Annotated in this window: 20 protein-coding genes and 1 pseudogene; 11 read left to right on the plus strand and 10 right to left on the minus strand. The window is 69.3% G+C overall.

The window, feature by feature from the left end; genetic code table 11:
- Positions 1–29 precede the first annotated feature (29 nt).
- Both ACH49X_RS27975 and ACH49X_RS27980 read right to left on the minus strand, forming a co-directional pair.
- Entirely contained in the window at positions 30–554 is a 525-nt protein-coding gene (locus ACH49X_RS27975; protein WP_067808328.1) for a DUF402 domain-containing protein, read from the minus strand.
- 57 nt (positions 555–611) lie between these two features.
- On the minus strand, positions 612–1265 hold the full coding sequence (locus ACH49X_RS27980) for a hypothetical protein (protein ID WP_323124487.1): 654 nt from the start codon (positions 1263–1265) through the stop codon (positions 612–614).
- A 499-nt stretch (positions 1266–1764) separates the two neighbouring features.
- On the opposite strand from ACH49X_RS27980, the gene uvrB reads away from it, so the two are divergent.
- Entirely contained in the window at positions 1765–3954 is a 2190-nt protein-coding gene (uvrB, locus tag ACH49X_RS27985) for an excinuclease ABC subunit UvrB (protein ID WP_357208538.1), read from the plus strand.
- A 65-nt stretch (positions 3955–4019) separates the two neighbouring features.
- Here the strand turns inward: uvrB and ACH49X_RS27990 are convergent, their stop codons facing one another.
- On the minus strand, positions 4020–4490 hold the full coding sequence (locus tag ACH49X_RS27990) for a VOC family protein (RefSeq protein ID WP_195082769.1): 471 nt from the start codon (positions 4488–4490) through the stop codon (positions 4020–4022).
- Positions 4491–4542: 52 nt separating this feature from the next.
- Here ACH49X_RS27990 and ACH49X_RS27995 point away from each other — a divergent pair, with 52 nt between their 5' ends.
- The 3 genes from ACH49X_RS27995 (at position 4543) to ACH49X_RS28005 (ending at position 6825) form a co-directional block, all read left to right on the plus strand.
- Entirely contained in the window at positions 4543–5442 is a 900-nt protein-coding gene (locus tag ACH49X_RS27995; RefSeq protein WP_357208535.1) for a helix-turn-helix domain-containing protein, read from the plus strand.
- A 28-nt stretch (positions 5443–5470) separates the two neighbouring features.
- Positions 5471–5884, plus strand: coding sequence for a DoxX family protein (locus ACH49X_RS28000; RefSeq protein ID WP_357109562.1), 414 nt, complete (start codon positions 5471–5473; stop codon positions 5882–5884).
- A gap of 488 nt (positions 5885–6372) precedes the next feature.
- Positions 6373–6825, plus strand: a complete 453-nt coding sequence (locus ACH49X_RS28005; RefSeq protein ID WP_067808321.1) for a universal stress protein — start codon at positions 6373–6375, stop codon at positions 6823–6825.
- Positions 6826–6908: 83 nt separating this feature from the next.
- Here the strand turns inward: ACH49X_RS28005 and ACH49X_RS28010 are convergent, their stop codons facing one another.
- From ACH49X_RS28010 to ACH49X_RS28020, 3 genes and pseudogenes are all read right to left on the minus strand, one after another.
- Positions 6909–9206, minus strand: coding sequence for an ATP-binding domain-containing protein (locus ACH49X_RS28010; protein WP_357208532.1), 2298 nt, complete (start codon positions 9204–9206; stop codon positions 6909–6911).
- 171 nt (positions 9207–9377) lie between these two features.
- Positions 9378–9662: pseudogene (locus ACH49X_RS28015) on the minus strand (antibiotic biosynthesis monooxygenase family protein); the annotation flags it as partial.
- 7 nt (positions 9663–9669) lie between these two features.
- Positions 9670–11019, minus strand: a complete 1350-nt coding sequence (locus tag ACH49X_RS28020; protein ID WP_357208529.1) for a diguanylate cyclase domain-containing protein — start codon at positions 11017–11019, stop codon at positions 9670–9672.
- A gap of 281 nt (positions 11020–11300) precedes the next feature.
- Between ACH49X_RS28020 and ACH49X_RS28025 the strand changes: the two genes are divergently transcribed.
- A complete protein-coding gene (locus tag ACH49X_RS28025; RefSeq protein WP_357208642.1) occupies positions 11301–12443 on the plus strand; it encodes a beta-ketoacyl synthase N-terminal-like domain-containing protein in 1143 nt (380 codons plus the stop codon).
- A gap of 152 nt (positions 12444–12595) precedes the next feature.
- Positions 12596–13378: a sigma 54 modulation/S30EA ribosomal C-terminal domain-containing protein gene (locus ACH49X_RS28030; RefSeq protein ID WP_323124485.1), complete on the plus strand. Its 783-nt coding sequence runs from the start codon at positions 12596–12598 to the stop codon at positions 13376–13378.
- Positions 13379–13381: 3 nt separating this feature from the next.
- On the opposite strand, the gene ACH49X_RS28035 is transcribed toward ACH49X_RS28030, so the two are convergent.
- Entirely contained in the window at positions 13382–14938 is a 1557-nt protein-coding gene (locus ACH49X_RS28035; protein WP_357208525.1) for a GAF domain-containing protein, read from the minus strand.
- 363 nt (positions 14939–15301) lie between these two features.
- Between ACH49X_RS28035 and uvrA the strand changes: the two genes are divergently transcribed.
- Positions 15302–18253, plus strand: coding sequence for an excinuclease ABC subunit UvrA (gene uvrA, locus ACH49X_RS28040; RefSeq protein WP_195082776.1), 2952 nt, complete (start codon positions 15302–15304; stop codon positions 18251–18253).
- 49 nt (positions 18254–18302) lie between these two features.
- Here uvrA and ACH49X_RS28045 read toward each other — a convergent pair whose 3' ends face one another.
- From ACH49X_RS28045 to ACH49X_RS28055, 3 genes are all read right to left on the minus strand, one after another.
- A complete protein-coding gene (locus ACH49X_RS28045; RefSeq protein ID WP_357208522.1) occupies positions 18303–19013 on the minus strand; it encodes an alpha/beta hydrolase in 711 nt (236 codons plus the stop codon).
- 201 nt (positions 19014–19214) lie between these two features.
- Positions 19215–19556, minus strand: a complete 342-nt coding sequence (locus tag ACH49X_RS28050) for a DUF1844 domain-containing protein (protein WP_039797319.1) — start codon at positions 19554–19556, stop codon at positions 19215–19217.
- Positions 19557–19560: 4 nt separating this feature from the next.
- Positions 19561–20088: a DinB family protein gene (locus tag ACH49X_RS28055; RefSeq protein ID WP_357109570.1), complete on the minus strand. Its 528-nt coding sequence runs from the start codon at positions 20086–20088 to the stop codon at positions 19561–19563.
- A 337-nt stretch (positions 20089–20425) separates the two neighbouring features.
- Between ACH49X_RS28055 and infC the strand changes: the two genes are divergently transcribed.
- From infC to ACH49X_RS28075, 4 genes are all read left to right on the plus strand, one after another.
- Complete coding sequence (infC, locus tag ACH49X_RS28060; protein WP_397071319.1) at positions 20426–21091, plus strand: translation initiation factor IF-3; 666 nt, start codon at positions 20426–20428, stop codon at positions 21089–21091.
- 59 nt (positions 21092–21150) lie between these two features.
- On the plus strand, positions 21151–21345 hold the full coding sequence (gene rpmI, locus ACH49X_RS28065) for a 50S ribosomal protein L35 (protein ID WP_063022449.1): 195 nt from the start codon (positions 21151–21153) through the stop codon (positions 21343–21345).
- A gap of 110 nt (positions 21346–21455) precedes the next feature.
- Entirely contained in the window at positions 21456–21836 is a 381-nt protein-coding gene (gene rplT, locus ACH49X_RS28070; protein ID WP_039797323.1) for a 50S ribosomal protein L20, read from the plus strand.
- A 40-nt stretch (positions 21837–21876) separates the two neighbouring features.
- Positions 21877–22668, plus strand: a complete 792-nt coding sequence (locus tag ACH49X_RS28075) for an RNA methyltransferase (protein ID WP_195082779.1) — start codon at positions 21877–21879, stop codon at positions 22666–22668.
- Positions 22669–22907 lie beyond the last annotated feature (239 nt).

Below are 22907 nucleotides of genomic sequence, written 5' to 3' on the forward strand. Positions count from 1 at the left end.
CGACCCGGCCCGGTGCGCGCCGATGCGGACTACAGCCACGTCAAGGTGATGTCCATCGTCTCGAGCCAGCCCTCGAAGGTGTGGCCGTTGGCGGCGATGCCGTCGATGGCGGCCGTCGCGTGCTGCACGGCCGCCTCGGCGTCGGCGAGACCGATCAGGCCCGCGGCATGCGCGGCGATCAGCTCGTCGACGTCGAGCAGCTGGGTCTCGCGTGCGGAGCGCACCACGATGTCGAGGTAGTGATCGACGGACTTCCACTTCTTCGGTGCGACCGGTGTGAAATCACCGATGTCGAGGTAGTAGTCCTGGTCGCGCCGATGCGCGGGCAGGTAGTGGAAGATGGTCGCGCGCAGGTGCAGCTTCGGCAGCAACCAGGACTCGATGTAGTGGAACTGCGGGTGATCCGAGGTGCGCGCCATGTACAGACCCCACGGCTCGACGTGGTACTTCTCGACCGGGCGCACGAAACCCTTCGGATCGGTGTTCGTCAGATCCGCGAGGTTGAAGTACTCGACTTTGGGCCGGTGCACGTCGACGATGGGTGCCTGCGTCATGCATCAAGAATCTACCGCCGTCGCCGACGCGTCGAGCCGGAGGCAGTAATCCGCGGGCTACATCCAGGTGAGGATGATGCCGTTGGCGGCGAGCCAGCTCTCCACGCGGTGATCGTGGGCGGCCAGCCCGTCCAGCACGGCCGTGGCCCGTTCGAACGCGCGGTGCGCCTGCGCCGTGTCGACCAGTCCCGCGGCATGTGCCGCGAGCAGCTCGTCGACGCCGAGGAGTTCGGCGGTGCCGCCGCGGCGCACGGCGATGGACAGATACTGGTCCACCGCCTTCCAGCGCTTCTGGCCGACCCGGGTGAACTCGCCGACGTCGAGCCGGTAGACCGGTTCCCTGTGGTGTGCCGGGTTGGTCCTCGCCAGCGTCGCGCGCAACGAGAGTCCGGGCAGCAACCAGGATTCGAGGTAGTGCGAATCCGGTCCGCCGACCCGGCGTGCCATGTAGAGGCCCCACGGCTCGACGTGGAAGCGTTCGACCGGGCGGACGAAGCCCTTGGCGTCGGTGTTGCTGAGTTCGGCCAGATTGAAGAACTCCACTCTCGGCCGGTGCGGCGCCGGTCTACCGAGCGCGGCGATCGGCCCGGGTGGGGCGGCCGTGGCGGCGCCCGCGACGGAGGGAACCGCCGCGCGGATGTCCCTGGCGACGTACCCGGCGAGGCCGGTCACGGCAGGCACGGCGACGAGTAATGGAATCAGACCGCTCATGGCTCTTGTCCTTCACGTCCGAACAACCAGATCAGGGTACACCTGGGTCCGGGCGCTCGCGCGGTTCGCGATAAGCTGTTCGCCGACACGAAACCTGTTGCCGCAACGGACATTTCGGACATGTAACCGTTCGCGCCGAGCGGGCGTGACGCGACTGTGAGGACCCGGTTGCGCGTGGGCGGGCCGCCGAACTCCCTGCCGCCGAGAGCGATCGGAGCCGGCTCGGGCCGTTTGGGTCGAAAGCGATTGCGAAGGCTCGCATTCGGTGTACCCACCGAGCGGCGTCGCCTATCCCATGCCTTCTCGAAGACGTACTGGTTGCTCGTCATCTCCGGGCGGTTTCGCGTCGGCGTGAACTGCTGGCGCTCGATGACCGATCGGTAGCGGACCGTCCGTGCTGTGATCGGTTTCACATAGCTGATGTGGGTGGCATCGGCCTGCTCGTACGGGCCCGTCGTCCCCGCCGAACCTGTCGGTGGGTGGGCCTACGCTGGTGAGCATGGCATTCGCAACCGAGATTCCGGCGGAGGGCTTCGAGGACCGGGCCGCCGAGCAGCCGCTCGCGCACTCGGAGTTCCGCCCGGTCGGCGAGATCGAGCGCGTCGGCGGTCGGTTCGAGGTGGTCAGCGAGCACAAGCCCGCGGGCGACCAGCCCGCCGCGATCGCCGAGCTGGAGCGCAGGATCAAAGCGGGGGAGCGCGACGTGGTGCTGCTCGGCGCCACCGGTACGGGCAAGTCGGCCACCACGGCCTGGCTGATCGAGCGGTTGCAGCGGCCGACGCTGGTGATGGCGCCGAACAAGACGCTCGCCGCCCAGCTGGCCAACGAACTGCGCGAGATGCTGCCGAACAACGCCGTCGAGTACTTCGTCTCCTACTACGACTACTACCAACCCGAGGCGTACATCGCGCAGACCGACACCTACATCGAGAAGGACAGCTCGATCAACGACGACGTCGAGCGGTTGCGCCATTCGGCGACCTCGAGCCTGCTGTCCCGGCGCGACGTGGTGGTGGTCGCGTCGGTGTCGTGCATCTACGGCCTCGGCACGCCGCAGTCGTACCTCGATCGGTCGGTGCAGCTGCAGGTCGGCACCGAGATAGATCGGGACGCGCTGCTGCGGCTGCTGGTCGACGTGCAATACACCCGCAACGACATGGCGTTCACCCGCGGTTCGTTCCGGGTGCGCGGCGACACCGTGGAGATCATCCCGTCCTACGAGGAACTCGCCGTCCGCATCGAGTTCTTCGGCGACGAGATCGAGGCGCTGTACTACCTGCACCCGCTCACCGGCGACGTGGTCCGCCAAGTGGACATGCTGCGCATCTTCCCCGCGACTCACTACGTGGCGGGTCCGGAGCGGATGGAGCGCGCGGTGCGCGACATCGAGGCCGAGCTGGAGGAGCGGCTCGCCGAGCTGGAGCGCCAGGGCAAGTTGCTCGAGGCGCAACGGCTGCGCATGCGCACCCAGTACGACCTGGAGATGATCCGTCAGGTCGGGTTCTGCTCCGGCATCGAGAACTACTCGCGCCACATCGACGGCCGCCCGCCCGGTTCGGCGCCCGCGACGCTGCTGGACTACTTCCCGGAGGACTTCCTGCTCGTCATCGACGAGTCGCACAACACCGTGCCGCAGATCGGCGGCATGTACGAGGGCGACATGTCGCGCAAGCGCAACCTGGTGGAATACGGCTTCCGGTTGCCGTCCGCGGTGGACAACCGGCCGCTGACCTGGGAGGAATTCGCCGACCGGATCGGGCAGACGGTGTACCTGTCGGCCACCCCGGGTCCGTACGAACTCGGGCAGACCGGCGGCGAGGTGGTCGAGCAGGTCATCCGGCCGACCGGCTTGGTCGACCCGAAGGTCGTGGTGAAGCCGACGAAGGGGCAGATCGACGATCTGATCCACGAGATCAGGCAGCGCACCGAGCGCGACGAGCGGGTGCTGGTCACCACGCTGACGAAGAAGATGGCCGAGGACCTCACCGACTACCTGCTCGGGCTCGGCGTCCGGGTGCGCTACCTGCACTCAGAGATCGACACCTTGCGCCGCGTCGAGCTGCTGCGGCAGCTGCGGCTCGGCGAATACGACGTTCTGGTGGGCATCAACCTGCTGCGTGAGGGTCTCGACCTGCCCGAAGTCTCGCTGGTGGCGATCCTGGACGCGGACAAGGAAGGCTTCCTCCGCAGCACCACCGCGCTGATCCAGACGATCGGCCGCGCGGCGCGCAACGTCTCCGGCGAAGTGCACATGTACGCGGACAAGATCACCGACTCGATGCAGTTCGCCATCGACGAGACCGAGCGCCGCCGCGCGAAGCAGATCGCCTACAACGAGGAAATGGGCATCGATCCCAAGCCGCTGCGCAAGAAGATCGCCGACATCCTCGATCAGGTGTACCGCGAGGCCGACGAGACCGAGGTGGAGGTCGGCGGCTCCGGTCGCAACGCCAGCCGCGGCAGGCGCGCGCAAGGCGAGCCGGGACGGGCGGTGAGCGCGGGTGTGTACGAGGGCCGCGACGTCAAGTCGATGCCGCGCGCCGAACTCGCCGATCTGGTCAAAGAACTCACCGCGCAGATGATGAACGCGGCGCGGGAATTGCAGTTCGAGCTCGCCGGTCGGTTGCGCGACGAGATCGCGGATCTGAAGAAGGAACTGCGCGGCATGGACGCCGCCGGGTTGAGTTGACCCGGCGCGCGGCGCCACCGCCTCCGCGGGCCGTTGCTCGAACGGCCGCGGAGGCAGCCGGGCCGTCAGGCTTGGGTGGCCAGCCATTCGTTCACCCGGCGCTCGGCCTCTTCGCGCGAGACGTCCTCCACCTTGGTGAGCACCGCCCAGCGGTGACCGAAGGGATCGATGACCACGCCGAACCGGTCGCCGGTCACGAAAGTCTGCGGCTGTTCGACCTTGCGGGCGCCGTGCTCGACCGCGCGCCGCACCACCGCGTCGACGTCGGGGCAGTAGTGCACGATGGAGGTGTGCACCCACTCGCCGTTCGGCGCCAGCACGCCGTTGTCCGGGATGGGCATCCCCAACTGCAGGGTGGAGTCGCCGATCTTCAGTTCGGCGTGCGCGGGCTGGCCGTCGGGCAGGTCGTTGCGAGTGATCACCTCGGCCTCGAAAACGGCGGTGTAGAAATCGATGGCTTTGTTGCCGTCGCCGACCGCGAGGAAACAGGTGATCGAGTGGTAGCCGTCGGCGATGGGATTCACTGTGTTCGTCATGGCCACCACTTTCGCCGGTTCATGCCGCTGGGTCTTGTAAGAAAGCGACACCGTGCCCAGTAGCGCCGAACCATCCGCCGAGCCGCCGCAGGCCCGCAATCCGCCCGCGCCCGCGGACACGAAGGGCATCCTGCACCCGGACGAGCAGGCGCGGCATCGCTGGCTGGTCCGGTTACCGCCGGGCCCCGCGGTCGACCGCTACGTCGAGTGGTACTGGGCGGTGGGCTGGGATCTGCGCGGCAGGCGGCCGTACCGGGCGGAGGTCCTGTCCTATCCGAGTGTGAACGTCACCTTCGAGCGATCCGAGACGCGCACCGGCGGCTTCGTCAACGGCGTGACCACCACGAAATTCATCCGCGAACTCAGCGGCCTCGGCGAGACGTTCGGCATCCGCTTCCGCGCGGGCGGGTTCGGCGCGTTCACCGGCCTCGATGTCGGCTCGTTCCGCGATCGCGCCGTACCCGTCGCCGAGGTGCTGCCCGGCGCGGAAAGCTTGACCGAACGGGTGCTGGACGCGCCGACCGTCGAGGAGCGGCGCCGCGTCGTCGAGGAGTACCTCGCGGATCGTCCCGCGGTCGAGGACCCGACCTATCGGCTGGTGCTGCGCGTCATCGACGCGATGGCCGCCGACCAGGAACTCACCAGAGTCGACCAGATCGCCGAGCGGTTCGACGTGCCCGCCCGCACGCTGCAGCGCATGTTCCGCCGCTACGTCGGAGCCGGGCCGAAATGGGTGCTGCGGCGTTATCGGTTGCAGGACGGCGCCGATCTGCTCGCGAAAGGCCGCACCGAGGATCTCGCCGCGCTGGCCGCGGAACTGGGCTATTTCGACCAAGCCCACTTCTCCCGTGAGTTCACCGCGGAAGTGGGTATGGCACCCCTGGAATACGCCAAGAATTCGCTACGTCTCCGGAACGAGGTCACCGCCAAGGTCATCCCGACGCGGGCGTAGTTGCCGGACAGCCGACAAGGAGCTGGACATGGACGTCGTGGTGTTGATCGGACGGGTGTTGTTCGCGCTGCTGTTCCTGACTTCCGCGCTGGGGCATTTCACCCAGACCGCGGCGATGGCGGGGTATGCGCAGAGCAAAGGCGTCCCGATGGCGAAGGCCGCCGTGTTCGGATCGGGTGTGCTGTTTCTTTTGGGCGGCCTGAGCGTGCTGCTGGGCATCTGGGCCGACCTCGGTTCGCTGCTGCTGGTCGTCGCGCTGTTGCCGACCGCGCTCGTGATGCACCGGTTCTGGCAGGAGTCCGACCCGCAGACCAGGCAGGGCGAGATGATCCATTTCAACAAGGACGTCGCCCTTGCGGGCGCCGCGCTGATGCTGTTCGCGTTCTTCGCGCACGTCGACGAACTCGGATTGACCATCACCGGGCCGCTTTTCGACCTCTAGTCCGCACCTCGCGAGCTGATATTGCGCGGCCCTTTTCACCGCGGGAAGAAGAAGCCGGCGACATCGTCGGAGGGATTCTCGGCATATTCTGGGCAAACGATCGGCAGTGGCCTCGGCCGGACGGTGGGCCGGGCCCGATCGTGGCGTTCCCGCCGTGCGATTCCCGCCCCGGGCAGGGCGATCCGCGTGTGACGGACCTGGCGCTGTGATGAATATCCCAGGGCGGCAAAGCGGTTGAATGCCGTTGTGGCACATCACAGGTTTAGTTCTCCGGAATTGCGTATGCCCTGGTTGGTCCGGCCCTTTCCGGCATTCCTCGGCGAATCCGCCGCGGGAATGGTCGCAGGCCCCGAGTGTGATGTCTTGCGATTTCTGAAATTTCCACACCGATTGCCGCTATGGTCGAGCGCAGTCGCCGCGCCGACGCCCGGCCGAACCCGGACCGACCCGCCCGCGGCACCCGACCTACCGCATAGTTGGAGGAGAGCATGACCGCCTACCGGACCATTGTCGTCGGTACCGATGGCTCGGACTCGTCGTATGTCGCCGTCGAGAAGGCAGGGGCCCTTGCCGGTGTGTCCGGCGCGACCCTGGTCGTGGCCTGCGCGTACTACCCGACCGACGACCGCGACGTCGCCGCCGCGGCCGACGTACTCAAGGAGGAGGCCTACCAGGTGCGCGGTTCCGCGCCGACCAACGAGATCCTGCGCATCGCCAGGGACAAGGCGATCGCGGCAGGCGCGGCCGACATCGTCGAGCGCGCCATCGTGGGCGAGCCGGTGGAATCGCTGCTGTCGCTGGTCAAGGAGGTCGACGCCGACCTGCTGGTCGTCGGTAACCGGGGCCTGAACACCCTGGCCGGACGCCTGCTCGGCTCGGTGCCCTCCGATGTGGCGCGCAAGTCGCGCTCCGACGTGCTGATCGTGCACACCGTGCGCTGACCCCGCCTCGGCCGAAAGGCTCCGTGCCGCATCGCGAATCGCGCTGTCGCACGGAGCCTTTCGTCGTTCGATGCCTCCGCTTCTCAGCGCAGCCGGGAGAGCACGCCCGGCAGATCCGCGCTGTGCACGACGCCGAGCCGCTGGGTGGCGCGGGTCAGCGCGACGTACAGATCGTTGAGTCCGCGTGGCGATTCGTCGAGGATGCCCTGCGGTTCCACCAGGTACACCGCGTCGAACTCCAAGCCCTTCACCTCGTGCACGGTCAGCACCCGCACCGATTCCCCGGCGAGGTCGGCCAGCTGGGCCACCAGCGCCTGCGGCGCGATCACCGCTGTGGTGCCCGGTCCGGTCTCGGCGGCGACCAGCCGGGCGACCTCCGCGTGCACGGCGCCGGGCTCGACCCGGTGCGCGCGCGGCGCGACGCCGGTCTCGCGGACCGAGCGCGGCGCGGTCGCCGCCGGATCGATGGCGGCGAGGACGTCGGCGGCGATGTCCATGATCTCCGCGGGGGTGCGGTAGTTGACGGTGAGCTCGGTCAGCTTCCAGCGGGCGGCGACATAGGGCTCCAGCATCCGCTGCCACGACGACGTGCCCGCCGGGTCGCCGGTCTGCGCCACGTCGCCGACCACGGTGACCCACCGGTTCGGGATGCGCCGCATCACCATCCGCCAGGCCATCTCCGACAGTTCCTGCGCCTCATCCACGATCACGTGGCCGTAGGTCCAGGTGCGATCGCCCGCGGCGCGCTCCGCGGTGGTCTGGCGGGCGCGGAAGTCCTGGCGTTCGGCCAGCTGGCTGGCGTCGATCAGGTCGTAGGCCATCAGGATCTCGGGATCGAGGTCGTCCTCCAGATCCTGGGGCGCGGAGCCGGTGAGGATGTCGAGGGCGTCCTGCGCCTCGGCGATCTGGGCGCGCCAGCGGCGCCGGGCGCGTTCGCGTTCCTCGGTGTCGTCAACGCCGAGCAGTTCGGCCAGCTCGTCCAGCAGTGGCGCGTCCGCCGGACTGAACCGGCCGTCGTCCGGCCGGAGCAGTTCGGCGCGGTCGGCCGGGTCGAGCGAACTCGCGGCCCGGTCCAGCCGTTTCGGGTCGGCGAGCAGGTCGGCCAAGACCTCCTGCGGGGACAGGATCGGCCACAGTTTCGCGATCGCGGCCTGGATCTGCGGGTCGGCGCGCATCTCGTCGCGGATCTCGGTCAAATCGGCCGAACTGAGCAGACTCGGCCCGCCGGAGAGGTCGGCGCCCATGGTCGCGGCGAGCTGATCGGTCAGCGCATCGATCACCGAGGCGGCGAAGATCGGGCGGGCCAGATTGTGCGGGCGGCGCGAGGAGCGCGCGCGGCCGCGGGCCTTGGTGGCGATCTTGCGATCCAACGTCACCGGATACCCGTCGAAGCTCAACCGGATCGGTTCGGCGGGCACCTCCTGACGGTCGCGCACTGCCTGCTTGAGCACCTCGAGGATGGTCAGCGCCCCCTTGATCTCACCCGCGCGCAGCGAGTCCTCGCGGGCGGCCCGCACACCGGGATAGAGATCGCCGATGGTGGACAGCAGCACGCCGGTCTCGCCGAGTGACGGCAGCACCTGCCCGATGTAGTCGAGGAAGGTGGCGTTCGGGCCGATGATCAGCACGCCGCTCTTGGCCAGCTGCTGCCGGTAGGTGTAGAGCAGATACGCCGCGCGGTGCAGCGCCACGGCGGTCTTGCCGGTGCCTGGCCCGCCCTGCACCACGAGCACGCTCTTGTGCTCGGAGCGGATGATCGCGTCCTGCTCGTGCTGGATGGTCTCGACGATGTCGTTCATGTGGCCGGTGCGCGCGGCGTTGAGCGCGGACAGCAGCGCGCTCTCGCTGCCGACACCGCCGTCGGCGTCGGTGACGCCCGCCCGGCGCGCGGCGTCGAGATCGAGATACTCGTCGTTGATCGCGGTGACCTTGCGGTTGCGCGAGCGGATGTGCCTGCGCCGGGTCACCCCGTCCGGCGCGGCGGTGGTGGCCAGGTAGAACGGCCGCGCCAGCGGGGCCCGCCAGTCCAGCAGCAGGCTCTCGTAGTCGTCCTTCTCGTCGAGGATGCCGAGCCTGCCGATGTAGCGGTACTCGTCCTGCTCCCCGTCGAGGTCGATGCGTCCGAAACACAGTCCGTGCTCCGCGGCGTCGTACTTCGCCAGGTCCTCGGAGTAGAGCTGGGTGAACGACTCGCGTTCGCTGCGGGCCTGCGGGGTGCCGCCGGTTTCCAGCAGCACGGTGCGCAGCCGGTTGCGCGCGTAGTCGCGCATCTCGTCGAGCCGCTCGTACAGTACCGACAGGTAGGCCTGCTCCTGCTCGGTTTCGCGGGTCCGCTCGGGGGCGCCGCCGCCTGCGGCACGGTCCTGAGTGAGGTCGGGCAAACTGAACTCCTTGTCACCGCGAACAGGCGCGAGCACGCCGCCGGGACCGGGCGGGTGCACGCATGGAAAGCAGAGTTGTCGAGTCTACTGGGGTTGCGACGGGCTCGCCGTAACCGCAGGTGAGGCCCCCGGCTCCGGGGTGGGGACTCGGTCGGCGGGCGGGGTGAGCTGCACCGGTGCGAAGTGCTCGACCACCGGGAACGGGTCGTAGAAGTGGTGCAGCAGGTCCTTCCAGCGCTGATATTCCGGCGAGCCGCGGAATCCGACGACGTGATCGTCGAGCTTCTCCCATTCCACGCGCAGCAGATAGCGGCCAGGCGACTCGACACCGCGCGCCAGCGACAGCGATCGGAAGCCGGGCATGCCCGCGATGAGCGGCCGCGCCGCGGCGAAGGCGGCTTCGAAATCGGCGGCGAGTTCGGGGCGAACCGGCAGCAGTACGTGCTCGATGATCACGGCGGGCTCAGGACGCGTGGGTGCTGTTGGGCCTGCGGCCCTTGGTGACGGTGCCTTCCCGCCGCCCCGGCGGCTTCGCCCGGTACATCGCCAGGTCCGCGTCGTGCAGCACCGCTTCCGGGCTGCGCCGATCGCCCACCTCGAGTTCGGTGACGCCGATCGAGGCGTTCACCTCGATCCGGTGCCCGCGCGCGATGATCGGCTCGGCCATGGTGGAGCGCAGTCGGTTCACCAGCGCCTCGATGTCGACGCGGCGGGTGCGGCCGGACAGCAGGACCAGGAACTCGTCGCCGCCGAGCCTGCCGACGATGTCGTCGCCGCGCAACGCGCGCTGCAAGCGCTGGGCGACGATCTGCAGCACGGTGTCGCCGATGGCGTGCCCGAGCGTGTCGTTGATCGCCTTGAACCCGTCCAGGTCGATGAACAGCACGGTGGACACCGGCAGCAGTTCCTCGGTGCTGGCCAGCGCGGCGGCCAGCTGGGACAGGATCAGCGAGCGATTGGCCAGGCCGGTGAGCGAGTCGTGCGTGGCCTGATATTCCAATTGCCTTCTGCTGGCGCGGAATTCGGTGATGTCGGCGAACGAGGACACCGCCGACGAGCGCGGGTCGCCCGGATTCAGCAGGCGGCTGCTGCCCGACAGCCAGCGCCGCTGGCCGTCCACCCGGTCGACGCCGAAGACATAGCCGGTGATGGTCTCGCCCGTGGCCAGCGTGCGCGCCACCGGATGGCGGCTCGGCGGCAGCGGCTGGGCGTTCGCGTCCAGCAGCACCAGCGGCAGCGACTGGATCGTGCGCCCGATGACCATGCCGTCGGGTCCCTCGGTGCCGAAGATGCGCTTGGCCGCCGGGTTCATCGACTCGATCCGGCCCTCCGGATCGATCACCACGACGCCCTCCTCCAGCTGGGACACCACCGTGGTGAAGTAGTGCTCGGCCCTGCGCTGCGCGGCCTCGGCGTGGCGCTGGGCGGTGAGGTCGTGGATGACCACCTGATAGGCGAGGTGGTCGTGCCAGGCGGTCAGCACCGACACCGTCTCCACCGGGACGGTGCCGCCGTCCACCCGCATCAAGGTCATCTCGGTCGGCACCGAGGCCGCGCCTGCGGTGGTGAGGGTGCTGATGCGGTCGAGCATCGCGGGCACGGAGGCGGGATGGACGAAGTCGGTCAGCGGACGGCCGATGATCTCCTCGGCGTCCTCCGCGGCGAGCATCCGGACGGTGGCCGGGTTGACGTAGACCACCCGGCCGCGCTCGTGCACGCAGATCCCGTCCGGAGTGTGCTCGACCAGAGAGCGGTAGCGCGCGGCCAGCTGTTCGGCGGCGTCGACCGCGGCGGCCAGCTTGTCGTCACCCACTCGAACCCCCGATCATCGACCCCATTATGGCCATTGGAACACGGGATTATTCTGGTATCGACGTGGACAAGATCACATCCTCCACGCTATTGCTTCGATCACAGTACTGGCACGTTCTCGGGCCGGATCCGGCGATCATGGCAGAAACCGGTTTCTGCGTCGAGGCGGGGCAGACGGTCCCGCCCGGCCGGTGAGCCGGTGAAGGAGAGCGATACATGCCGGGGCCCGACCCGAACACCGCCACGCGGTTCCGCGCCGATCCGCGGCGGTCCCCAGATCACATGACCATCGCCGGGATCGGCGCGATCACCGGCTACGGATGGGGACGTGAACGACTGTGGGACGGCTTGCTCAGCGGCAAGTCGGCGGCGGCGCTGCAACCCGGCTACGGGCCCGGCCGCGACGAGGACGCGTGGATCGCGCTGGTTCCCGACGGCGGGGACGCCGAGTTGAGCGCGAGCCGGTACGGCCGGGCCGTGCACGAGGCGGCGCGAGAAGCGGTCGCCGACGCCCGCGAGCGGGGCTGGCGACCCGGCCGCACCGTCGGCCTGCTGCACGCCATCGTGCTCGGCGACGTGGCGGACTGGCGCGACTTCTATCTCGTCGACGGGGGTCGCCGCCGGTCGAGGGACTACCTGCGGTTGTTGCCGTCCACGCCGGTCTCGATGCTGATGCAGGAATTCGGCTTCCACGGCCCGGCGATGAACATCTCCGCCGCCTGCAGCTCCGCCAATGTCGCGCTCGTCACGGCGAAACTCTGGCTGGACGCGGGCATGGCCGACGACGTGCTCTTCGTGGCGACCGACCTGTCCGCGACGCCGGACATGCTGGACAGTTTCGTGCGGCTCGGCGCCGCGGTCGCCGACGCCGAACCGCTGGACGCCTGCAGGCCCTTCCAGGAGGGCAGCCGCGGGTTCAGCATGGGCGAGGCCTCGGTGGCGTTCGTGCTGACCCGTTCGGCGGATCGGCCCTATGCCGCGGTGCTCGGCGGCGCCATGTCCAACGACGCCTATCACGTGGTGTCGGTCGACCCGACGCACGAGCAGATCATCGATTGCGCTCGCCGCGCGCTCGCCGCCGCGCAGGTCACCGCCGCGGACGTGCGCTATTTCAACGCGCACGGCACCGGAACCCGCCAGTGCGACGTGGCCGAACACCATCTGCTCGAGCACGTGTTCGACGACCGCCCGCACATCTACGCGCTGAAGCCGCTGGCGGGCCACTGCCAGGGCGCGGCGGCCGCCGTCGAGATCGCGGCCGCCGCGCTGGGCTACGAGCGTGGCATCGTGCCCGCGGCCCCGATCGTCGCGCCCGCGCATCCGCGGTTGCTGGACGGCCCCGCGCCGTTCGAGGGCGGCATCACCGTGAAGCTGTCCCTCGGCATGGGCGGCAACAATTCCGCGGTGGTGCTCGCCGCCGCGTGATCGTGGCCGCGATGCCTTCGCGTTCGGTCCCGGCCGCGTCCGAATCCGGCGTGTTTCCAGTGTTTTTCGCGCGATGGGGACTTTCGGCCCTGTTCGCGGCAGCGCCCCGGTGCTGGCATGGGAGGGGACGAATCGATCTGGAAGGCGGGGCAATGCAGATGGTTTCATCGGGGCTGCGATTCGCGTCGGACGAGTGGACGACGGCCGCGGGACCGGAGGTGGCGGTCACGACGCGAGGGGAAGTGTCCGCCATGGACGTCACGCGGGCGGTGCGCGCCGTCACCCGGGTCCTGCGCAGGCATCATCTGGACGCCCCCGCCCGGGTGCGGCTCGGCGCGCCGCCCGATCCGGAGGCGCCGATGGTGGTGCAGGTCGACGTCCACCACCTGGAGTCGGTCACCCGCGTGCAGGTCACCGGGCCGCGCGGGTTCGCGGTGACCTTCGCCGCCGAGCGGCTCGACCGCCGATTGGCCCGCCTGGCCGCGGGCGAGACTCGGAGCTGGCCCGATCCGGCCCGCCCTCCGCTCGCGCGCGCCGGCGAGCCGCGTCCGATCGTTCGCCGCAAGCGGTGCGTCCTGTCCGCGTGCACGCCCGCCGAGGCGGTCGCGGTGCTGGACGCCATGGATTACGACGCTCACCTGTTCACCGACGCCGAGACCGGTGAGGACGCGGTGGTGCACTGGGCGGAGACGGGCGTGCGGCTCATCCGCCAGCGGGCGACCTGTCCGCCGATCCGGTCGCCGGAACGGGCGCGCGGCAATCCGCCGATCGTGATCGACGCGGATTCCGCGGCCTGCCTGGCCCCGGGTGATGCCGCGCACATCCTGTGCCGCAGGGGATTGCCGTTCCTGTTCTGTACCGATCCCGGCAGCGGGCGCGGTGCGCTGCTGTACCGGCGCCACGACGGCGACCTGGCGATCGTGGTGCCCGCCTGACCGTCAGGCCAGCGGTGCCGACCAGTGCACCCTGGTGCCGCCGCTCGCGGCCCGCTCCACCGTGCAGCGGCCGTCGGACATGCTCGCGCGCTGCGCGAGGTTGGCCAGGCCGCTCGGTGTCACCTGCGCGGGCAGCCCCGCGCCGTTGTCCTCGACGAGCACGGTCAGCTCGTCGCCGACGGTGATCTCGACGGCGAGCCGGTTCCCGCCGGAATGACGCACCGCGTTGCTGACCGATTCGCGCACCACGGCTTCGGCGTGGTCGGCCAGCGCCGCGCCGACCACCGACAGCGGTCCGGAGAACCGCACGCTGGTCCGGAACGCGCCGTCGGCGGTCTGCTGGCGGATCGCGTCCTCGAGCCGTCTGCGCAGCGGGTCGCCGCCGTGCAGGTCGAAGATCGACGTGCGGATCTCGTGCACGACCTCATGCAGACCGTCCATCTCCGCCGAAAGCCGTTGCTGCACTTCGGGATCTGTGGTGCGCGCCGCGGTGGCCCGCAACCCGAGCCCCACCGCGAACAGCCGCTGCACGACATGGTCGTGCAGGTCGCGCGCGATGCGGTCGCGGTCGGCGAGCACGTCGAGTTCGCGCATCCTGCGCTGGGTCTCGGCCAGTTGCATGGCCAGCGCCGCCTGATCGGTGAACGCGGCGGTCAGTTCCACCAGTTCGCCGGGGTACGGGGCAGACGCGGGCGGCCGCACCAGGATCAGCACGCCGAGGGCCAGATCCGCGGTCCGCAGCGGAAGCACGAGCGCGGGCCCCGCCGCGCCGACCGCGGCGCCGAGATCGACCGCTCCGGCGTCGGGCACCGGCACCGGAGCGTGCCGGGTGAACGCCGTGCCGGTGGCGGTACCGGCGATACGCACCCGCCGCGGCCCCGGTCCAGGACCGAACCAATGCGCCACGACGAGTTCGGTGGCCTCATCGGGCGGGGTCGCCGACGGCACCACGGCCAGCAGCGCCTGCTGCGAACCGGTCAGCGCGCGGGCGCGGGCCACCACCTGCGCGAGCACCAGGTCCGGCGCCGTGCCCGCGAGGAACTCCGTCGCGATGTCGCGCGTCGCCTCGATCCACGCCTGCCTGGTCCGCGCGGCTTCGTACAGCCTGGCGTTCTCGATGGCGATGCCTGCCGCGGCGGCCATGGCGAGCACGATGGCCTCGTCGTCCTCGGTGAACGGCTGTCCTCCCGTCTTCTCGGTGAGGTAGAGATTGCCGAAGATCTCCTCGCCGACCCGCACCGGGACGCCGAGGAAACTGCCCATCGGCGGATGGCCGGCGGGAAAGCCGACGGCGGCCGGATGTTCCGACAGATCGTCCAGCCGGATCGGGTGCGGGTGCGCGAGCAGCAACCCGAGGACGCCGTGTCCTTCGGGGGAGCGCCCGATGTGGGCGGGCATCGCGTCGTCGACGCCCTGGAAGAGGAATTCGACCAGCCGGTCGTCGTGTCCGCGGACGCCGAGCGCGCCGTAGCGGGCGGCGACCAGGTGGGTGGCGGTCCGCAGCAGGGCGCGCAGGGTGTCGAGCACCGTTGCCGGGAGGTGCGAGGCGAGGGGCGTCATAGGAGAGTGGGGGAGGCCGGTGGGTGGCGCACAGCGGGCTCAGTGTAGACGCGGGCCGGTGCGCGCGTGGCCCACTTGCGCCGAGCGGTCGCCCGGCCGGCGGTGGCGTTCCGGTGTGCTGTGCTGTGACGGCGGAGATCAGGGGAATGCCGGTTGACGTCGTGCTGTTGACCAGTGGTGCCGGGAGGGCGATGCTACGGAGGCGTCCTGGCCTGTTTCCCGGCTCATCCGTAACGTCCTGCCGCCGGGGTTCCCGTCATTCGTCCAGGTGACGGGCGGTCCGCGAAACTTGTCGGTGCCCATGCCTAGCATGGCGGCCGGGGGTATGTCTGGACGTCGAACACGAAGGAGAAGGGACGGCCTGTGGCGGAACGCCTCACTGTGCGCGGAGCTCGGGAGCACAACCTGAAGGGGGTCGATCTCGACCTGCCCCGCGACAGCCTCATCGTGTTCACCGGCCTGTCCGGCTCCGGCAAGTCCAGCCTGGCCTTCGACACGATCTTCGCGGAGGGGCAGCGGCGCTACGTCGAGTCGCTGTCGGCGTACGCGCGGCAGTTCCTCGGTCAGATGGACAAGCCCGACGTCGACTTCATCGAGGGCTTGTCGCCCGCGGTGTCCATCGACCAGAAATCGACCAACCGCAATCCGCGCTCGACCGTCGGCACCATCACCGAGGTCTACGACTATCTGCGGCTGCTCTACGCGCGAGCGGGCACGCCGCACTGCCCGGTCTGCGGCGAACTCATCGCCAAGCAGACGCCGCAGCAGATCGTCGATCAGGTGCTGGCCATGGAGGAGGGCATCCGCTTCCAGGTGCTCGCGCCGGTGGTGCGCACCCGCAAGGGCGAGTTCGTCGACCTTTTCGACCAGCTCAACACCCAGGGCTACTCCCGCGTGCGGGTGGACGGCGTGGTGTATCCGCTCACCGATCCGCCGAAGCTGAAGAAGCAGGAGAAGCACGACGTCGAGGTCGTCGTCGACCGGCTGGCGGTCAAGCCGAGTTCCAAGCAGCGCCTGACCGATTCGATCGAGACCGCGCTGCGGCTGGCCGACGGCATCGTTGTGCTCGACTTCGTCGATCGCGACGAGCACGCGCACGACCGGGAGCGCCGCTTCTCCGAGCGCCTGGCCTGCCCGAACGGCCACCCGCTCGACATCGAGGATCTGGAACCGCGCTCGTTCTCGTTCAACTCGCCCTACGGCGCCTGCCCCGACTGCACCGGCCTCGGCATCCGCAAGGAGGTCGACCCGGAGCTGGTGGTGCCCGACCCGGCGCTGAGCCTGAACGACGGCGCCATCGCGCCGTGGTCGCGCGGCCAGACCGCCGAGTACTTCACCAGGCTGCTGTCCGGCCTCGCCGATGCCATCGGCTTCTCCATGGACACCCCGTGGCAGGATCTGCCGCTCAAGGCGCGCAAGGCCGTGCTGGAGGGCAGCGCCGACCAGGTGCACGTCTCCTACACCAACCGCTACGGCCGTAAGCGCTCGTACTACGCGGACTTCGAGGGCGTGATGCCGTTCCTGCAGCGGCGCATGGAGAACACCGAGTCCGAGCAGATGAAAGAGCACTACGACGGGTACATGCGCGACATTCCGTGCCCGGTGTGCAACGGCGCCCGGCTGCGCCCGGAGATCCTCGCCGTCACCATCGCCGCGAATGGCGACAAGAAGTCCATCGCCGACGTCAGCGACCTGTCCATCGGCGAGTGCTCGGCGTTCCTGAACTCGCTCACCCTGGGCGAGCGCGAGGCGGCGATCGCCGGGCAGGTGCTGAAGGAGGTGCAGGCGCGGCTGGGCTTCCTGCTCGACGTCGGCCTGGAGTACCTCACGCTGTCGCGCGCGGCCGCCACCCTCTCCGGCGGTGAGGCGCAGCGCATCCGGCTCGCAACCCAGATCGGATCCGGCCTGGTCGGCGTGCTCTACGTGCTCGACGAGCCGTCCATCGGCCTGCACCAGCGGGACAATCGCAGGCTCATCGAAACCCTCACCCGGCTGCGCAACCTGGGCAACACGCTCATCGTGGTCGAGCACGACGAGGACACCATCCGCGCCTCGGACTGGGTGGTCGACATCGGCCCGTTCGCCGGCGAGCACGGCGGCACGGTGGTGCACAGCGGGCCCTACGAAGAATTGCTCACCGATCCGAACTCGCTCACCGGGGCGTATCTGTCGGGCCGCGAGCGCATCGAGGTGCCGCTGGTGCGCCGCCCGGTCACCAAGAAACGGCAGCTCACCGTCGTTGGAGCCAGCGAGCACAACCTCAAGGGCATCGACGTCGCCTTCCCGCTCGGGGTGCTCACCTCGGTGACCGGCGTCTCCGGGTCCGGCAAGTCGACCCTGGTCAACGACATCCTGGCGACGGTGCTGGCGAACCGGCTCAACGGCGCGCGGCAGGTGCCGGGCAGGCACACCCGGGTCAACGGGCTCGACCATCTGGACAAATTGGTGCAGGTGGACCAATCGCCGATCGGCCGCACGCCGCGGTCGAACCCGGCCACCTACACCGGCGTGTTCGACAAGATCCGCACGCTGTTCGCGGCCACCACCGAGGCGAAGGTGCGCGGGTACCAGCCGGGCCGGTTCTCGTTCAACGTCAAGGGCGGTCGCTGTGAGGCCTGCTCCGGCGACGGCACGCTGAAGATCGAGATGAACTTCCTGCCGGACGTCTACGTGCCCTGCGAGGTGTGCCACGGCGCCCGCTACAACCGCGAAACCCTCGAGGTGCACTACAAGGGCAAGACCATCGCCGAGGTGCTGGACATGTCCATCGAGGAGGCGGCCGAGTTCTTCGAACCGGTCACCTCGATCCACCGCTACCTCAAGACACTGGTCGACGTCGGGCTCGGTTACGTGCGCCTCGGTCAGAGCGCTCCCACCCTGTCCGGTGGCGAGGCCCAGCGGGTGAAGCTCGCCGCCGAGCTGCAGAAGCGGTCCACCGGCCGCACGGTCTACATCCTCGACGAACCGACCACCGGTCTGCATTTCGAGGACATCCGCAAGCTGCTCAACGTCATCAACGGCTTGGTGGACAAGGGCAACACCGTGATCGTCATCGAGCACAACCTGGACGTCATCAAGACCTCCGACTGGGTGATCGACATGGGGCCCGAGGGCGGCTCCGGCGGCGGTACCGTGGTGGCGGAGGGCACGCCGGAGGAGGTCGCGGCCGTCGCGCACAGCTACACCGGCCAGTTCCTCAAGGAAGTGCTCGACCAGCCGCCCGCGCCGCAGAGTCCCGCGAAGAAGGCTCCGGCGAAGAAAGCCGCGGCCAAGGCCGCAAAGCGGCCGGCGAAGAAGGCCGCGGCGGTCGGCTGATCCTTTTCGTCCGAAGCGGCGTGGTCCCAAGGACCGCGCCGCTTCGTGCTCAGCGGTTGGCGATGGTGTGGATCAGTTCGGCCAGTTCCTTCGGCTTGGACCACATCGGCCAGTGCCCGGTCGGCAGGTCGACGTACTCCGCGTCGATGCGGGCCAGTTCGGCGAAGATAGGGGCTTCACCGTTGTCGCGCAGCTTCTTGACCAGATCGGCGGTCATGCTGCTGCAGATGACGGTGGCCGGGACCGAGAGGCGCGCGTCCGAATCGCTCAGCCGCAGCGGGGCAGCCGCGACGGACGCGGGCTCCGGCACGGCCCGCTTCCGGAATCGTGCCAAGGCCGCCTCGTCCAGGCCCGCCAAGCTGTTGCCCGCTGCCTCCAGTTCCGGCCATTGCGGCAGGGTCCACTCGCGCGCGGCCACGTCGAGGGCCGAGTTGATGACGAAGCCGTTGGGCAGCGGCGCGCTGTCGACGTAGATCGCCCGGCGGAACAGCTCGGGCGCGCGGTCGATGGCCAGATAGGCGGGCGCCGCGCCGCCGGAGTGCGCGACGAGCACCACCGTCTCGCCCGGCGGCACGGCGTCGATGACGGCTTGCGCCTGCGTCTCCAGAGTGGCCGACAACCGGTCCGGATCGGTTTCGTCGAGACCGGGCAGCGTGAGCGCCACCACCTCGTTGCCGCGCCGCCGCAGATCGGGTGCGACCTCGTCCCACGCCCACGCACCGAGCCAGAATCCGGGAGCGAGAAGAATCCGAGTAGCCATGGGCTCACTGTGCCCTACCCGTTGGGAAATTTCCTAAACTTCGCTGTCTCCGAAGGTGTTTCGCTCACAATTCCGGACGCGCTTCGGAATTTTCTGAAGCGCTGGTCGCGTGGGTCGCCGCGAGCTGCCCGAGCGAGCCGCTCAGCAGTCCGGCGCGGCGCGCTGTTCCGCGTGCCACGGCCGACCGCGTGCGGCGGCGAATCAGTAGACCGGACCGGTGTACTTCTCGCCCGGTCCCTTGCCCGGCTCGTCGGGATGCGCGGAGGACTCACGGAAGGCGCGTTGCAGCGACTGCAAGCCCTCGCGGATCGGTCCGGCGTGCGGACCCAGGTACTCCACCGAGGCGGTCACGAGTCCGGCCAGTGCGGTGATCACCCGGCGCGCCTCGTCCAGATCGCGGCGCGGGCTGGTGTCGGGGTCCTCGTCGGCGAGCCCGAGTTTCTCCGCCGCCGAACTCATCAGCATCACGGCGGCGCGGCTGATCACCTCGACCGCGGGGATGTCGGCCAGTTCGCGTACGGAGGCGTCGAGCTCGTCAGTCATGCCTTCAGGCTAGCGACGCCGCCCGGAGCATCCGGAGGTGGCCGATCTCCGCGATGTTCTTCGTCAGCTCCGTGTTCACCCAGCCCGCCAGATGGGCGATGGTCAACCCAGCGTCGGCGGGCCACGGATAGGCGGAGGGCCGATCCAGATCGGCCTCGTCGAGCCCGTCGAGGACCCGCTCCCATTCGATGTGCAGCTCCCGCAGGCAGGCGACGGCCGCGGAGCCGTCACCGGGCCAGTGCACGTCCTCTCGTGCGGGCGGGGTGACACCCTCGACGTGGTCGATGGCCGTGCCCCACCACCAGCCGATGTGCCAGGTCAGCCACCCGATCGTCGGTACAGGGATCGGGTGGGGCTCAACGTCGGCCCAGTCCGGCCGCCATACGCCGTCGGCGTCTGGGCGTACCGTCCAGGTGGGCTGGGCGGGTTCCCAGAGGAAATCCTCCGGTGTGAGCGTGTCGAGGTGGATCCCGGCGAGTGACCAGGTCAGGTCGAACTGCCATCGCAGCAGGTCGCGGCGTGGTGTGAGCACCGGGGGAGCGTGGCACGCCGAAGATGACCGGGCAAGGGATTTTCGACCCGATTCGGCGATAGCCGAACGGAATGTTAGACTCTCCGCTGACGACCGCCCCGGGCTTGCCCCGGGGCTGATAAGTGGAGCCCGACTCCCACCGTTGCCGACGAGTCATCGTACGGCCCAACGGTCCGGTCGCCCGCCCGTGAGGGCGGGTTTCTCGTGCCGGGGTTCTCATCGAGAACCTTTCGCGCGAGAGTCGACGCGAGTTCGCTCGTGGTCGGAGACCGGTCGACATCGGGCCCCGTCGCGGAATACCGCACCGGGGCCTTCGTGTTGAACAGGGGTTGCAGTTATTGCGCGCGGTCGTCTGACGACACCGCTTGACCTAGGAGGCCCCATCAGCACTGAGACCCGCATCAACGATCGCATCCGTGTTCCCGAGGTCCGGCTCATCGGACCTGGAGGTGAGCAGGTTGGGATCGTGCGTGTTGAAGATGCACTACGCGTCGCCCTCGAAGCCGACCTCGATCTGGTCGAGGTGGCACCGGATGCCCGTCCGCCGGTCTGCAAGATCATGGACTACGGCAAGTTCAAGTACGAGACGGCGCAGAAGGCGCGCGAGTCTCGGAAGAACCAGCAGCAGACGGTGATCAAGGAGCAGAAGCTCCGCCCGAAGATCGACGACCACGACTACGAGACCAAGAAGCGCAACGTCGTGCGCTTCCTCGAGGCCGGGTCCAAGGTCAAGGTGACGATCATGTTCCGGGGACGCGAGCAGTCCCGCCCCGAACTCGGTTTCCGGCTGCTGCAGCGGCTGGCGTCCGACGTCGCCGACCTCGGTTTCGTGGAAACCTCGGCCAAGCAGGACGGTCGCAACATGACCATGGTCCTCGCCCCCCACAAGGGCGCGAAGACCCGGGTGAAGGCGCAGCAGGAGTCGGCCCCGCGCCCGGCCCCCAGCGCCGCCCCGGCCGGTCAGCCCGTCGCGGAGCAGGCCGAGACGGCCGGCCCGCAGTAACACCGATCAGAACACCGGCGGTCCGCCCCGACCGCCGGGACGACAGATATGAGGAATCCATGCCGAAGATGAAGACGCACAGCGGCGCCTCGAAGCGATTCAAGGTGTCCGGTAAAGGCAAGCTGCTGCGCCAGCAGGCGAACCGTCGCCACCTGTTCGAGCACAAGCCCTCCCGCCGCACTCGTCGTCTGGACGGCGTGGAGGTCGTCGCCGCCGCCGACGTCCGTCGCGTGAAGAAGCTGCTCGGTCTCTGATCGCGCCTTCGCGCAGACCGGCACGCACCCGCGACCGGAGCATCTCCGTCGCCACCCCCGACCCATTTCCGGGCGCCGCCCCGCGCCCCCAGATCGAACAGGACTGACCAGTGGCACGCGTCAAAAGGGCCGTCAACGCTCAGAAGAAGCGCCGTTCCATCCTCGAGGCCTCCAAGGGCTACCGCGGCCAGCGCTCGCGGCTGTACCGCAAGGCCAAGGAGCAGCAGCTGCACTCGCTCACCTACGCCTACCGGGACCGCCGGGCGCGCAAGGGTGACTTCCGCAAGCTGTGGATCGCGCGCATCAACGCCGCCGCGCGGATCAACGACATCACCTACAACCGCTTCATCCAGGGCCTGAAGGCCGCCGGTGTGGAGGTGGACCGCAAGATCCTCGCCGAGCTCGCGGTATCGGACGCCGAGGCGTTCGCCGGTCTCGTCGCGGTCGCCAAGGCCGCCCTGCCGCAGGATGTCAACGCGCCGGCCGCCTGAGTCGCGTTCGTTGACGACCGAAAGACTTCCGGAACGACCCGTGGAAGCGCTCAGTGAGCGCAATCCGCGGGTCGTTTCCGCTGTCAAGCTCCAGCGCGGAGCGCAGCGCCGGAAGGCGGGACGATTCCTCGCCGAAGGGGCCAACGCCGTCGCCGCGGCCTTGGAGACCGCGCGCGTCCACGAGCTGTTCTATTCGCAGGCGGCCGCCGAACGCGATCACGCGCTGATCGCGGGGGCCGCCGCGGCGGGGGTGCGCACCACGCTGGTCAGTGATCGGGCGGCGCAGCATCTCGCCGAGACGGTCACGGCGCCGGGCTTGGTGGCGGTCTGCGATCTGCTCGACGTGCCACTGACCCGGATTCTCGACGCCGGACCCCGAATGCTCGCCGTTCCGGTGGAGATGGCCGAGCCGGGGAACGCGGGCACGGTCATCCGGGTCGCCGACGCCGTCGGGGCCGACGGTGTGGTGCTGGCGGGCGACACGGTCGACCCGCACAACGGCAAGTGCGTGCGAGCCAGCGCGGGCAGCATCTTCCACGTGCCGATCGCCCGGCACCGCGATGTCGCCGAGACGCTGGATTCGATCGCCGCGGCGGGCATCACGATCCTGGCGACCGCGGCGAACGGCGAAGTCGACCTCGACGACGCCGACGAACTGTTCACCCGACCGGTGGCCTGGCTGTTCGGCAACGAGGCGCACGGCCTGGACCCGGCCGTCGCGCGCCGCGCCGACCACCGCATCCGCATCCCCATCCGCGGCCGCGCCGAAAGCCTGAATCTCGCGACGGCCGCCGCGATCTGCCTCTACGCCAACTCGCGGGTGCGGTATTGATTTGCCGCGCCTTCGGCGCGGCGTGTTCGCGGCCCCTTTGTGGCTCGCGTTCGAGCGGCCGCCGCTTGCTCCTTCGTCGCGTACGCGGCGGCCGCTCGAACGCGAGCCGGGCCGCGAACGGAACAGGCTCGGTCTCGCTTCGCTCGAAACCGGTGGTTGTGGTGGGCTGGGCGCGTCGGTTTTGGGGCTCGGCTTCTGTTGTGCGGTTCGTCGAGGCCGGGCGCGGGCGGCCAGGTATC

This window comes from Nocardia sp. NPDC019323 (assembly GCF_044389845.1).
Lineage (GTDB): Bacteria > Actinomycetota > Actinomycetes > Mycobacteriales > Mycobacteriaceae > Nocardia > Nocardia implantans.